This window comes from Paenibacillus medicaginis (assembly GCF_042138635.1).
GTDB lineage: Bacteria > Bacillota > Bacilli > Paenibacillales > Paenibacillaceae > Paenibacillus > Paenibacillus medicaginis.
Map to the genome: position 1 here is coordinate 1 of NZ_JBHIRY010000035.1, position 14283 is coordinate 14283.

General features: G+C 50.1%; 11 protein-coding genes and 1 tRNA gene. 11 read left to right on the forward strand and 1 reads right to left on the reverse strand.

Translation table 11 applies throughout. The features are described from left to right. Positions 1-3 precede the first annotated feature (3 nt). Positions 4-77, reverse strand: a tRNA-Arg gene (locus tag ACE5LO_RS23670). Between the two features lie 316 nt (positions 78-393). Here ACE5LO_RS23670 and ACE5LO_RS23675 point away from each other — a divergent pair. From ACE5LO_RS23675 to hemA, 11 genes are all read left to right on the forward strand, one after another. Continuing rightward, positions 394-1233 (forward strand): hypothetical protein, encoded by an 840-nt coding sequence (locus ACE5LO_RS23675; protein ID WP_375522466.1) that lies wholly within the window; start codon positions 394-396, stop codon positions 1231-1233. 142 nt (positions 1234-1375) lie between these two features. After that, positions 1376-2683: a trigger factor gene (tig, locus tag ACE5LO_RS23680; protein WP_375522429.1), complete on the forward strand. Its 1308-nt coding sequence runs from the start codon at positions 1376-1378 to the stop codon at positions 2681-2683. 402 nt (positions 2684-3085) lie between these two features. After that, entirely contained in the window at positions 3086-3676 is a 591-nt protein-coding gene (gene clpP, locus ACE5LO_RS23685; protein WP_375522430.1) for an ATP-dependent Clp endopeptidase proteolytic subunit ClpP, read from the forward strand. Positions 3677-3688: 12 nt separating this feature from the next. Further along, complete coding sequence (gene clpX / locus ACE5LO_RS23690; protein WP_375522431.1) at positions 3689-4948, forward strand: ATP-dependent protease ATP-binding subunit ClpX; 1260 nt, start codon at positions 3689-3691, stop codon at positions 4946-4948. Positions 4949-5048: 100 nt separating this feature from the next. Further along, the gene (gene ispG, locus ACE5LO_RS23695; protein WP_375522432.1) at positions 5049-6164 is read left to right on the forward strand and encodes a flavodoxin-dependent (E)-4-hydroxy-3-methylbut-2-enyl-diphosphate synthase; all 1116 of its coding nucleotides are present in this window, start codon (positions 5049-5051) and stop codon (positions 6162-6164) included. Between the two features lie 182 nt (positions 6165-6346). Then, on the forward strand, positions 6347-8059 hold the full coding sequence (gene lonB, locus ACE5LO_RS23700; protein ID WP_375522433.1) for an ATP-dependent protease LonB: 1713 nt from the start codon (positions 6347-6349) through the stop codon (positions 8057-8059). Between the two features lie 162 nt (positions 8060-8221). Further along, the gene (gene lon, locus ACE5LO_RS23705; RefSeq protein ID WP_375522434.1) at positions 8222-10558 is read left to right on the forward strand and encodes an endopeptidase La; all 2337 of its coding nucleotides are present in this window, start codon (positions 8222-8224) and stop codon (positions 10556-10558) included. 17 nt (positions 10559-10575) lie between these two features. Next, on the forward strand, positions 10576-11184 hold the full coding sequence (yihA, locus tag ACE5LO_RS23710; RefSeq protein ID WP_375522435.1) for a ribosome biogenesis GTP-binding protein YihA/YsxC: 609 nt from the start codon (positions 10576-10578) through the stop codon (positions 11182-11184). 213 nt (positions 11185-11397) lie between these two features. After that, positions 11398-11985, forward strand: coding sequence for a non-ribosomal peptide synthetase module (locus ACE5LO_RS23715; RefSeq protein WP_375522436.1), 588 nt, complete (start codon positions 11398-11400; stop codon positions 11983-11985). 259 nt (positions 11986-12244) lie between these two features. After that, the gene (gene speD / locus ACE5LO_RS23720; RefSeq protein ID WP_375522437.1) at positions 12245-12643 is read left to right on the forward strand and encodes an adenosylmethionine decarboxylase; all 399 of its coding nucleotides are present in this window, start codon (positions 12245-12247) and stop codon (positions 12641-12643) included. A gap of 245 nt (positions 12644-12888) precedes the next feature. Further along, positions 12889-14283, forward strand: a complete 1395-nt coding sequence (gene hemA, locus ACE5LO_RS23725; RefSeq protein ID WP_375522438.1) for a glutamyl-tRNA reductase — start codon at positions 12889-12891, stop codon at positions 14281-14283.

Genomic DNA, 14283 nt, shown 5'->3' on the forward strand with positions numbered 1-14283 from the left:
TTACGTCCCAGGAGGGATTCGAACCCCCGACCGACGGCTTAGAAGGCCGTTGCTCTATCCAGCTGAGCTACTGGGACATAAAATTCAAGCGAAAATTAATATATCATATTAAAGGGAGGTTTGCAACCGTTAATTTTTATTTAATGAGCCACCTGCTACATATATACAACATATACGTTTTTTTGCTCCTATAAAAGGGTATGTTAGAATAACGGCAAATATGTTAGGCGAATAAGTTGGACATCAACCTCCGTTTCTCATATAATTTAACATCATTTAAGCTTTCGGTTGAAAGGGGGGGCCTTTATAAAGGACTCCAGTGCCGCCAAACCGGCGAATAACATTGTATTGTTCCCCCGAACGCTGGATTATTACCAGATTCAGCTTACGGTAATGCTCGAAAATGAACGTTACGGGGAGGCGATGCAGCTTCTGCAATTTTTGCTGCAATGCCAGGGTCAGGAACAAAAGCATTACGACGAATGGAGCGCGCTTTTGCAGTGGCTTGAAGCGGCCTTTCCTCAATATATGAATCAGACGCCCGACGCAGCGGAGCCTGATGATGAAGACATCAGCGAGGACGAAATGGCAAGAAGGCATCTTCGCTCCAAGCTTGAAGAGGACGCAGGCTATGGAGATAAGCTTTTACATATGGCCATGAACGAGCCTTTATCGGAGCAAACGATGCTTGCCCTGGAACAGCTGTCTTATCTCGACCAGCCGGAGATCGACGAGGCGCTCATCCGCTGGTTGAAGGAAGCCAAGCTGCCCCCTTTGCTACAGTTTCGGGTAGTTCAAACGCTGCGCAAACGGGGGCACGAGGGCACCCTCACCTTTAGCAGGGGGGATATGAAGGCGGAGATCGAAGTGGAGAGTGTACCTCTTCAGCCGAACGAATTCCCGGAGCCTATCATTCGCATCCTGGAACGGGTGGCTGATCAGACGGAGGTGCACGAGCCCACATTGTTCTACTTTGCCCAGGAGCTGTGGTCCCAATTTGTGATGGCCGTGTATGGAACGGGCGACTACCGGTCCATGCTGACAGATGATGACAGCTTGCTGGACATTTGGGCGGCTGCGTTGCATCAGGCCGTTTCCGAGACGCTCTCCGGCGGAAACGGGGAAGAGGAAGTAAGAGCGATGTATGGCATTACGGATACGATGCGTTTCCGTTACGAGCAGGCATACCGGTCCGTGAAACAGTTCGCGGCAACGGGCATGAGCGGATTGTGACAGACCGGAAACGTTTACCTTATTCATGCTCAGGGGTTTCCCCTTGAAAAAGATAGTAATGTTGTTTATACTAGAGTGGTTATTTTGTGCGTGTTTTCAAACGTGACTATAAGTGAGATTTTGTTGGAGGGGAAAGCATAAAATGAAAGCTACTTGGGAGAAAATAGAGAAGAACCTCGGGGTTCTTGAAGTAGAAGTGGATGCGGAACGTGTATCCACTGCGCTTGACAAAGCTTTTAATAAAGTGGTTAAACAAATTAACGTTCCAGGTTTCCGTAAAGGCAAAGTGCCGCGGCCGATTTTTGAGGCACGGTTCGGTGTGGAAAGTCTGTATCAGGATGCCATCGATATCCTTCTTCCTGAAGCTTACGGTGAAGCGGTTGACCAAACCGAGATCTTCCCGGTAGATCGTCCGGATGTGGAAATCGACCAATTTTCCAAAGGCGAGTCCTTTAAATTCAAAGCGAAAGTAACGGTGAAACCGGAGGCTGAGCTTGGCGAATACAAAGGTCTCGAAGTACCGGCTGTCAAAGCTGAAGTTACAGACGAAGAAGTAGCGGCCGAACTGGAGCGTCTGCAGCAGCGCCATGCCGAGTTGGTTGTCGTGGAAGACGAAGCGGCACAATCCGGCGATATCGCAGTGATCGATTTCGACGGCTACGTGGATGGCGTGCAATTTGAAGGTGGACAGGCTGAGCGCTACTCTCTGGAGCTGGGCACCAACACATTCATTCCTGGCTTCGAGGAGCAGGTTGTCGGCATGGGCACAGGGGATTTCAAGGACGTGGAAGTCACTTTCCCTGAAAACTACCATTCGGCAGAGCTGGCTGGCAAACAAGCGGTCTTTAAAGTGAAAGTTCATGAGATCAAACGGAAGCAGCTGCCAGAGCTGGATGATGAGTTTGCCAAAGATGTGAGTGAGTTCGACACGCTTGCTGAATATAAGGAAGACCTCAAGAAGGAGCTTGAAGCCCGCAAGGAGAATGAAGTGAAAGCGGCTCGTGAGAACGCTGTAGTTGAAAAAGCAGCCGAGAACGCTACGGTTGAAATTCCTGAAGCGATGATCAGCAGCGAAGTTCAAAACATGGTCCGTGATTTTGACAACCGTCTGCGCAGCCAGGGCATGAACATGGAAATGTTCCTCAGCTTCTCAGGTCAGACCAAAGAGGATCTGGAAAACCAAATGAAGGATGACGCCGAGAAGCGTGTACGCAACAACCTTGTGCTTGAGCAGATTGGCAAAGCTGAGAACATCGAGGTTTCCGAAGAGGAAATCAACGACGAGCTGAAGGTGATGGCTGATACCTACAAGCGTTCTGTTGAGGAAATCCGCAGCATCCTTGAAAGCAATGGTTCCCTTGAGAACCTGCGCGAGGAAATTTCAATGCGCAAAACGATCAGCTTCCTCGTTGACAACAGTAAGGAAGTTGAGGCTCCTGCAGCGGAGTAATTTCCGGAAAGAACAAGCATATATTTTGCGAATATATATTATAAGGCACGCGGTTATCTATACTCGTGCCTTATTTTTTCCTTGTACTACCCATTTTCAGGGAGAATGAGTAACCAAATGGTTCGATTTGGCGTGTACTAAAAAATAGATGTATTATGTTTTTGCAACATTACATATATTATTAAAATTATCAGCATACAGAAGGCATCATCCCACACTGTCTGGAAATTTGCACATACATAAGAAACATGTTTAAATATGATAAGGTCTGGCGGAAATGACATCGGACCTGCAACATGTTAAAATATTTTCTAGGTCTATCCGTTTCAAAACCGGTTCTTCCGTTTTAATTGGCATTAAGCGAACTTACTTTATTTACCAAAGGAAAAGAGGTTGGTCACGATGAGTCTCGTACCTATGGTTGTGGAACAAACAAGTCGGGGGGAACGTTCCTACGACATTTACTCGCGTCTGCTTAAGGACCGCATTATATTCCTCGGCGGACCGATCGATGACGATGTCGCCAATCTCGTCATTGCACAGCTTCTGTTCCTGGCTGCAGAGGATCCGGAGAAGGATATTCATTTGTACATCAATTCCCCAGGCGGTTCTGTAACAGCCGGTATGGGTATATATGATACAATGCAATTTATTAAGCCGGACGTATCGACGATTTGTGTGGGAATGGCAGCAAGCATGGGTTCACTTCTGCTTACCGCAGGTGCTCCTGGCAAGAGATATGCCCTCAGTAACAGTGAGGTCATGATTCATCAGCCGCTGGGGGGAATTCAGGGTCAGGCATCCGATATTCAGATCCATGCGGATTGGATCATCAAAACCCGTCAAAAGCTTAACCAGATTTATGTGAAAACGACGGGTCAGCCTCTTGAGAAAATCGAACGCGATACTGACCGTGACTTTTTTATGGATGCAGAAGAGACAAAGGCTTACGGCATCATTGACCAAATTCTCACGAAGCCGATCAATTTGTAAAGGGGTGGCCCTATGTTTAAGTTTAATGATGAAAAAGGACAGCTGAAATGCTCATTCTGCGGTAAGTCTCAGGAGCAGGTGCGCAAGCTGGTAGCCGGTCCCGGCGTATATATATGTGACGAGTGCATTGAACTTTGCACTGAAATTGTGGAAGAGGAACTGGGTCATGAGGAAGAATTGGACCTGAAGGATATTCCGAAACCAAAAGAAATCCGTGATATTCTTGATCAATACGTTATCGGACAGGATCAAGCCAAAAAGTCGCTTTCCGTGGCGGTTTACAACCATTATAAGCGCATCAACACCCAAAGCAAGATCGAGGATGTTGAATTGACGAAGAGTAATATTATGTTGCTTGGACCGACCGGCTCGGGTAAAACACTGCTGGCGCAAACGATGGCCAAAATTCTTAATGTGCCGTTTGCTATTGCCGATGCTACATCCCTGACAGAAGCTGGTTATGTTGGTGAAGATGTGGAGAACATTCTCCTGAAGCTGATCCAGGCGGCGGACTATGATGTAGAGAAAGCTGAACGCGGTATTATCTACATTGATGAAATCGACAAGGTTGCACGCAAATCCGAGAACCCTTCCATCACACGCGACGTTTCCGGAGAAGGCGTTCAGCAAGCTCTGCTCAAAATTCTCGAAGGAACGGTTGCATCCGTACCGCCGCAAGGCGGACGCAAGCATCCGCATCAGGAATTCATCCAAATTGATACAACGAACATCCTGTTCATCGTAGGCGGTGCCTTCGACGGACTGGAGCAAATGATCAAACGCCGGATCGGTAAAAAGGTCATTGGCTTCAATGCTTCCTCCGAGCAAAAGGATCTTAAGCCGGGTGAATACCTGCAGCTCGTGTTGCCTGAGGATCTGCTGAAATTCGGACTGATTCCGGAGTTTGTAGGACGCTTGCCTGTCATCTCCACACTGGAGCCGCTTGATGAGGCAACGCTGGTAAGAATCCTTTCCGAACCGAAGAACGCTTTGACCAAGCAGTATCAGAAGCTGCTTGAAATGGATAATGTCAAACTGGAATTTACGCAGGATGCGCTTCAGGAGATTGCCCGCGAGGCGATCAAACGCAACACAGGCGCCCGCGGTTTGCGTGCGATCATTGAAGGCATCATGCTGGATGTGATGTACGAGGTGCCTTCACGCAACGATGTCAACTCCTGCATCATCAATGAGCAGGTTGTGCGGGAGAAGGTTGCCCCTGAACTGCACAGCAATAATGACAAGAACAAGAAGCAAGAAGAGAGCGCCTGAGCATCGAATCTTCGCGATCTCTAATACATGAACTGTCAGTCTCCACTTCCCACTCTTCCGGTGCGGGGGTGGAGCTTTGGCATTATGGGAGAGATAAACCATGTTTTTAAGACAAGACACACGTCCTGTTAAAGTTGGGGACTTGACGATCGGCGGAAGCGACGAAGTCATCATTCAGAGCATGTGTACAACCAAGACGGCCGATGTAAAGGCCACCGTCGCGGAAATTTTGCGTCTGGAAGAGGCCGGCTGCCAGATTGTCAGAGTGACGGTCAATAACGAAGAGGCTGCGGCGGCGATCAAAGAAATCAAAAAGCAGATTCATATTCCGCTCGTTGCGGACATTCATTTCAACTATAAGCTCGCACTGCTGGCGATTGAAAATGGTATCGATAAAGTCCGCATTAATCCAGGCAACATCGGTCGGCGCGAGAAGGTCGAAGCAGTGGTTAAAGCCTGCAAGGAAAAAGGAATTCCCATCCGGATAGGTGTTAACGCCGGTTCCCTGGAGCAGCATTTGCTCGATAAATACGGTTATCCGACGCCGGATGCCATGGTGGAGAGCGCCCTTTTCCATATCGGCATCCTGGAAGAGCTGGATTTCCACGATATTATCGTATCTCTTAAAGCTTCCGATGTGCCAATGGCCATCTCGGCTTACATGAAAGCCGCTGAGATCATTAAGTATCCTCTTCATCTTGGTATTACTGAAGCAGGCACGCTGTTTAGCGGTACGGTAAAAAGCGCTGCCGGCATGGGTGCGCTTCTGTCGGCAGGTATCGGTTCGACGATGCGTATCTCCCTGAGCGCTGATCCGGTAGAGGAAGTGAAGGTTGCGCGTGAGCTGCTGAAAACATTCGGGTTGATTACGAATGCGGCTACCCTGATTTCCTGCCCGACCTGCGGACGCCTGGACATCGACCTGTTCTCCATTGCGAATGAGGTGGAGGAATATATCGCGAAGCTGAAGGTGCCTATCAAGGTTTCTGTCCTCGGCTGTGCCGTTAACGGTCCGGGAGAGGCGAAAGAAGCGGATATTGGAATTGCCGGTGCCCGTGGGGAAGGCCTGCTGTTCCGTTATGGACAGATGATCCGCAAGGTGCCGGAGGCGGAGATGGTCGCCGAGCTGAAAAAGGAAATTGACTACATTGTCAAAGCCTACGAAGAAACCGGTGAAATACCGGGCCGCAAGGAGCGTCATGCTCCAACCGTTTAGAATATACATTCTTCATACGCCGGGCAGGTGATTTTAACGTCATCGCCCGGTTTTTATATTTTTCTTCTGCCACTTTTGTGAATTCTTTCGTCCATATCTGTTTAGCAGCCTTCGAAAAGGAAATACTGATTTCCATAGAATCCCATCGCTATGCAGCGAAGGGAGAAACGGAGGCTTAAAACATGGATTGGACGATGATTGTAATTATTGTGCAGCTTTTTTTTGGAATTGTGATCGGGCTGTACTTTCTGAATCTGCTGCGCAGCCAGAAAACGAACCGCAGCGCCGTAGACAGGGAATCGCGCAAGGAACTGGATAAGTTAAGAAAACTGAGATCGGTAACGCTGAGCAAGCCCCTGGCAGAGAAAACCCGTCCTGCATCAATAGAGGATATCGTGGGGCAAAAGGACGGATTGCGTGCGCTCAAGGCGGCGCTGTGCAGCGCCAACCCGCAGCATGTTATTATTTATGGTCCTCCTGGTGTCGGCAAAACAGCGGCGGCGCGCGTAGTGCTTGAAGAAGCGAAGAAAAACCCGCTGTCCCCGTTCAAGAGTGACGCCAAGTTTACTGAAATTGATGCAACGACGGCCCGTTTTGATGAGCGGGGCATTGCCGATCCCCTGATCGGCTCTGTGCATGATCCGATTTATCAAGGAGCTGGAGCGATGGGGGTGGCAGGCATTCCGCAGCCCAAACCCGGTGCCGTTACAAAAGCGCATGGAGGCATTCTGTTTATTGATGAGATCGGCGAACTGCACCCGACGCAAATGAACAAGCTGCTGAAGGTGTTGGAAGACCGTAAAGTATTTTTAGAAAGTGCGTACTATAATTCGGAGGATACACATACACCTGCATATATCCACGATATTTTCCAGAACGGGCTGCCGGCTGATTTCCGTATGGTGGGTGCTACGACACGCTCACCTCACGAGCTGCCGCCTGCGCTTCGTTCAAGATGCATGGAAATCTATTTTCGTTCGCTGCTGCCTGAAGAGATCGGGCGGATTGCGGAGGATGCGATCAGCAAGCTGGGCTTCGGAGACTGTCCGGAAGCGGTGCAGGCCGTACAGCGGTATGCAACAAATGGTAGAGAGGCTGTCAATATGATTCAGCTGGCAGCAGGGCTGGCTTTAACGGAGAAAAGAGACAGGTTGGAAGCAGACGAGGTGGAATGGGTTGCAAACAGCAGCCAGCTTCAGCCTCGTCCAGAGCGTAAAATTCCGAACGGCCCGCAGGTCGGTTTCGTAAATGGTTTGGCTGTATACGGGCCCAATCTGGGCATGCTGCTGGAAATTGAGGTGACCGCTGCACCAGCTGCCAGAGGGCAAGGTGGCTTTAATATTACCGGGGTCGTAGAGGAAGAGGAGATCGGCGGAGGCTCCAGGACGCTCAAGCGTAAGAGTATGGCCAAAGGCTCGGTTGAAAATGTGCTGACTGTTCTGCGCGCCTGCAGGCTGCGTCCGCAGGATTATGATCTCCATATTAACTTTCCAGGGGGGACGCCTGTGGATGGCCCTTCGGCCGGGATGGCGATGGCTGTGGCAGTCGCATCGGCGATTCGCGGCATTCCGGTTGATCATGAGCTTGCAATGACCGGTGAAGTCAGCATTCACGGACGCATCAAGCCTATCGGAGGTGTTCTGGCCAAGGTGGAAGCTGCTCTGCAGGCCGGTGCCAAGCGTGTGCTCATCCCGGCCGATAACTGGCAGAACGGCTTTGATAAACTGGAGGATATCGAAGTTATCCCCGTGCAGTCCATTCATGAGGCTTTCAGACGGATCTTCGGGGAAGAATGGGAGGAAGCAGCGGAGGTTCGTATTTCTCCTGATACGTTTACGCCCGCTCAATCGCCTTATTTGCAGGCAGATGGATCCGGACAGGGAAGCACCGTGTAAAATGGGCTTGCGGAATAAAGCACCTTCATTGGTTTTTCCATGGAACATTTGATAAAATATGAACTATCCCTATCAGAGTAAGCTATGTAAGCGGAACCGCTATAATTATAACCGGTGCATGCAACTTGCTGAACCTGTGAACCATTTGGAGGTGCGAAAGCGATGGGACCAAGCAAAATGAAAGGCCGTCGTTTTCCATTGCTGCCTTTAAGAGGACTTCTTGTCTACCCGAGTATGGTTCTGCATCTCGATGTGGGCCGGGACAAATCGGTCAAGGCTTTGGAAAAAGCGATGGTTGAAGACAACTTGATTCTTCTGTGTTCCCAATCGGAAGTGAACATTGAGGAACCTACACAAGAGGATATATTCAGAATAGGCACGATTGCCAAGGTGCGGCAGATGCTGAAGCTGCCCAACGGTACAATACGTGTGCTCGTCGAGGGGCTCGAACGGGCGGAAATTATTCAGTATACGGACAACGAGGAATATTACGAGGTTCATGCCCGCGAACTGCCTGAGGACGAAACGCTGCATCCGGAGACAGACGCCCTGATGCGGACCGTCCTGAATCAGTTCGAGAACTATATTAATCTGTCCAAGAAGGTGACGCCGGAGACGCTTGCTGCGGTATCCGATATTGAGGAGCCAGGAAGATTGGCCGATGTCATCACCAGTCATCTCTCCCTCAAAATCAAAGACAAGCAAGAAATTCTGGAAACCGTCGACGTCCGCAAGCGCCTTGAAAAGCTGCTCGATATTCTGAACAATGAGCGCGAGGTGCTTGAACTGGAACGCAAGATTAGCCAGCGGGTCAAAAAGCAGATGGAGAAGACCCAGAAGGAATACTACCTGCGCGAGCAAATGAAGGCGATCCAGAAAGAATTGGGCGAGAAGGAAGGACGGGCCGGAGAAGTCGAGGAGCTCCGCAGCCACATGGAAGGTCTCGTTCTGCCGGAGAAGGTCCGGGAGAAGATTGAGAAAGAGATCGACCGCTTGGAAAAAACACCGGCAAGCTCGGCGGAGGGCGGAGTCATTCGCAACTATGTGGATTGGCTGCTCAGTCTGCCCTGGAGCAATGCGACGGACGATGACCTGGATATCGCCAAGGCCGAGGAGATACTGGACGCGGACCACTACGGTCTGGAGAAGCCGAAGGAACGGGTGCTGGAGTATTTGGCGGTACGCAAGCTTGTGAAAACGATGAAGGGGCCTATCCTTTGCCTCGTCGGACCACCGGGTGTCGGCAAGACGTCGCTGGTCCGCTCCATTGCCAAAGCGCTCGGCCGCGAATTCGTCCGCATCTCGCTCGGCGGTGTTCGTGATGAGGCGGAAATCCGCGGGCACAGAAGAACCTATGTAGGAGCCATGCCCGGCCGGATCATTCAGGGGATGAAAACGGCAGGCACGGTCAATCCTGTCTTCCTGCTGGATGAAATTGATAAAATGGCTGCCGATTTCCGCGGGGACCCTTCCGCAGCGCTGCTGGAGGTGCTTGATCCGGAGCAGAACAATACGTTCAGCGATCATTTCGTAGAGCTGCCGTTTGACCTCTCCAACGTGATGTTTGTCACAACGGCCAATGCGGTTCACAATATCCCGCGCCCGCTGCTGGATCGGATGGAGGTGCTGAATATTCCGGGTTATACGGAGCTGGAGAAGCTCCAGATTGCCGGACGCTACCTCCTGCCGAAGCAGAAGCGTGAGCATGGCCTGACAGACGAACAGATTACGGTGGAGGAAGACACCCTGCTTAAAGTCATTCGTGAATATACGCGCGAATCCGGGGTGCGGAATCTGGAGCAGCAGATGGCCTCCCTGTGCCGCAAGGCGGCAAAATCGGTCGTGTCAGGCGTGGAGGAGCATATCGTTATCACCCCGGATAACCTGAAGGATTACCTTGGCATTCCGCGGTTCCGCTATGGCATTGCGGAGCTGGAGGATCAGGTCGGAACCGTAACGGGATTGGCTTGGACGGAGGTTGGCGGAGAAACGCTTACGATCGAGGTTACGGTGGTGCCGGGGACGGGCAAGCTGATCCTGACCGGCAAGCTGGGCGACGTGATGAAAGAATCCGCGCAGGCGGCTTTCAGTTATACCCGGTCGAAAGCGGTCGAGCTTGGAATCAAGCCTGATTTTTATGAAAAGAACGATATTCACATTCATATTCCCGAAGGAGCGATTCCCAAGGACGGTCCTTCGGCAGGAATTACGATCGCAACGGCACTTGTATCTGCCTTGACCAACCGGCATGTGTCCAAAAGCGTTGCAATGACCGGTGAAATTACCTTGCGGGGAAGAGTGCTGCCTATCGGCGGACTCAAGGAAAAATCACTGGCTGCACACCGTGCAGGCTACAAAAAAATACTGCTCCCCAAGGACAATGAACGCGACCTGCGGGATATTCCCGACAGCATCAAGGAAGAAGTTGAATTTGTGCCTGTAGCCCATATGGACCAGGTGCTGCGGCATGCGCTGGTGGAGCAGACCGGGTTGCAATAGAGAGGAAACCGTAAAACATGAAAGTTACAAAATCCGAATTTATTATCAGTGCTGTCCGGCCGGAGCAATATCCTGCCGACGGCCTGCCAGAGGTAGCTCTGGCAGGTCGTTCCAATGTAGGGAAATCCTCTTTGATTAACAGAATGATCAACCGCAAAAATCTGGCCAGGACGAGTTCGACGCCGGGGAAAACCCAGCAGCTTAACTACTATCTCATCAATGACGAGCTGTACTTTGTGGATTTTCCGGGCTACGGGTTTGCGAAGGTATCCAAATCATTGCGGCAGGCCTTCGGGGAGATGATTGAGACCTACCTTACACGGCGTGAGCCGTTGAAGCTGGTGCTGCAAATGGTCGATCTTCGCCACCCGCCTTCCAAGGACGACCTGATGATGCATGAGTGGCTGAAGCATTACAATTTGCCTTTATGTGTCGTCGGCACTAAAGCGGACAAAATACCGCGTACCCGGAGAGATAAGCATATTAAGGTGATCAAGCAGGAACTGGGCATCGGCCCTGGTGACTTATTCATTCCGTTTTCATCCGAGGAAGGATTGGGCAGGGAAGAGTTATGGGAGGTCATTTCCCGATATACCGGGGTAGGACAAGAGCTGTATCAAGAATAAAACAAAGAGTAAGGAGCGCCTGCGGGCGCTTCTTTTTTTGTGAACCGTAGAGAAAACTGAAGGAGGGATGGTGTATAATATTCGTATAAAGTTGTAAAGCAAGTATCGCCGTATGAACCCGCCGGGTGTGCGGCAGTCGACCTGAAGAGCATTCGCGCCCCGGTTGGCATGGGGAGTCGGAAAGGCTGTCAGGAAAGAATTGAGGAGATTTTTATGGCTCAGCGGTTAGCCACAGAGTATGTTAACGCCATTTTAACATTGTCGGAAGTTCAAATGGACCAATTTTTGCGTGCAGCAGAAGACCCCCTTGTTCATAGCAGGATCAAAGTGCTTGACAATGGCGGACATGAAATTGTGCTGGAGGATGCTGCGGGAGAAGAAGTTCATTTGCCTTTTGACCGGAAAAAAGGCATGTATGTCTGTGAATTGACTTGCCGCTTGGTGAATCAGCCTTTGACAAATATGATCAGAAAGCTGTTTGTGCGGTTTAAGGGCGAAGGTATCGTAAACCGGGTGTATTATGGATTCACGATGATCTATACCTACCATCAGGGTTCCGTCCGCAGGATTGTGGAAAAGACGGACAGCGGCTGCAAACTGGTGTATGAGTATAAAAATACACTGCAAGAGCTGCAGCACAAATTTTTGACCCGGGATGTTGAACGTGAAATCATCAGGGCCTATGACGAAATCAATCGTTTATTGGATCTGCGTATCCGAACCCGGGACCATGAACGGATCGGAGAAATTGATCAGCGGCTCCGTACCCTTAGCGCTGCACTGTTTACACTTGAGGCCTAGAGGGGTTCTGCATGATGATTTAAAGGCTTGTTTGGTGACGGCGGAAGCGCAAATTTTAACATGTAAACTTTTCGAAAAACTATTGCATTTGCTCAATATAGATGTTATTTTTAATCTCGTTGAAAACGAATATAGGAACCAGGATTCACTCAGGACATTAATGTTGCGAGAGATTATTCCCTCGGGAAGTGAATGACGTAGGTCCTAGCGGATGAAATTTTTTTTAAACATTTTATTCCTAGGAAGGGGGAACCGGAAGATGGAATATTCAACTTTCGGAAGACACGTTGCTGTTGATACTTGGGGAGTCAGTTTTGAGCTGTTGAACAATGCGGAATTCCTGCAAGCGCAACTGGTGGAAGCGGCCGAGGCTTGCGGAGCAACAGTGATGTCCGTGCAATCGAAGCAGTTTGAGCCACAAGGTGCAACAGTGCTTGTACTGCTGTCGGAAAGTCATCTCTCCATTCACACGTATCCTGAGAGAGGTTTTGCGGCGATTGATTGTTATACCTGCGGTGAGACTGTGGATCCACAATTGGCTATTGATTACCTGGTATCCGTACTGAAGCCTGAGAAGACCTATGCCAAGAAACTGGTTCGCGGACTTGGGGAGCTGCAGGTCGAAACGCCGGAAATGCAGCATGCTGAATTTGTGTAACCTGAAATAGCAATATGCATATACAATAACCATGGATGAGCTCCATGGTTATTTTTTGTCGGTCGAATAAGAAAATGAAGGAATAGCAAGTATCGGGCAAGCTTACACTAATTTAGGCAGACAGGATCTTCATAAAGATTTCATATTACCCCCTCTTTGCAGGGGATTCTCTGTGATATAATTAACATAGTTTGAAGCAGGATACGATGTTTTCATTTTAGGATTAGAAGGCAGGTGAACTTGCAATGCACATCCTCGTTGTAGGGCTAAACTATCGCACAGCGCCGGTGGAGATTCGTGAACGTTTTACATTTGCGGAGAAGGATTTGCCGGAGGCGCTGAAGCAGCTAAAGCTAACCAAGAGTGTATTGGAGGGCGTCATAGTCGCAACCTGCAATAGAACCGAAATCTATGTCGTTGTTGACCGTCTGCATGTGTGCGGATTTTATATACGGAATTTCATGGAACAGTGGTTCGGAATACCCAGGGACGACTTCACACAATATTTATATATTTATGAAGATGAGCAGGCCGTTCGGCACTTGTTTCGGGTAGCATGCGGTCTTGATTCCATGGTGATCGGAGAGACGCAAATTCTGGGTCAGGTCAAGCAGGCGTTCCTCCAGGCCCAGGAACAGAAAGCAACCGCCACCTGGTTCAATATGCTGTTCAAGCAGGCGGTTACACTTGGCAAAAGGGCGCATTCCGAAACTTCGATCGGTGAAAACGCCGTGTCCGTGAGCTATGCCGCCGTAGAATTGGGCAAACGGATATTTGGTAATTTTACAGATAAAAAAGTGTTGATTCTCGGCGCAGGCAAAATGAGCGAGTTGACCGTAAAACACCTGTACGCAGGTGGAGCGGCTGAGGTCATTGTCGCTAACCGGACCTTGGAAAAGGCACAGGAGCTTGCTGCCCAATTTAAAGGCACTCCGTGCACGCTGGAGCAGGCTGCCGAACGGCTGGCTGAGGTGGACATCGTGATCAGCTCCACGGGAGCGAAGGGCTATGTGCTGAACAACCAAACGGTGCGCGGGCAGATGAAGCGCCGCCAGTCACGGCCACTCTTTATGATCGATATTGCCGTGCCAAGGGATATTGATCCGGCCGTCGGCGAAGTGGACAACGTGTTTCTGTATGATATCGACGATCTGGAGGGGATTGTCGAAAGCAATCTGGCAATGCGCCGTGCGGAAGCAGCCAAAATTGAAGTCATGATGGAGTCGGAGATGGAGCAGTTCTATCAATGGTTGAAAACCCTGGGAGTCCGTCCGGTGATTCGCGCACTACAGGAGAAGGCTTCTTCCATTCATGAAGAGACATTGAACAGTCTGTTCAACAGGCTGCCTGATCTAGACGAGCATCAGCGGAAGGTGATCAGCAAGCTGACCAAAAGCATGCTGAACCAAATGGTGCATGACCCGATTAACCGGATTAAGGAAATGGCCGTAGAAAAACAGGGCAATGACGCTTTGGAGATATTTTCGGAAATCTTCGCCCTGGAGGATCGGCTGGAGGAAGCGGCCCAGAAGGTGGAGCAGAGCCATGAACAAGCTTTGCGCAAGCCTGAAGCTGCCGCAAAAAGAGGCTCCAAATCATCCGATTCCATACCGGTGTCTTATGCGCCGGTCGGTCTGTGA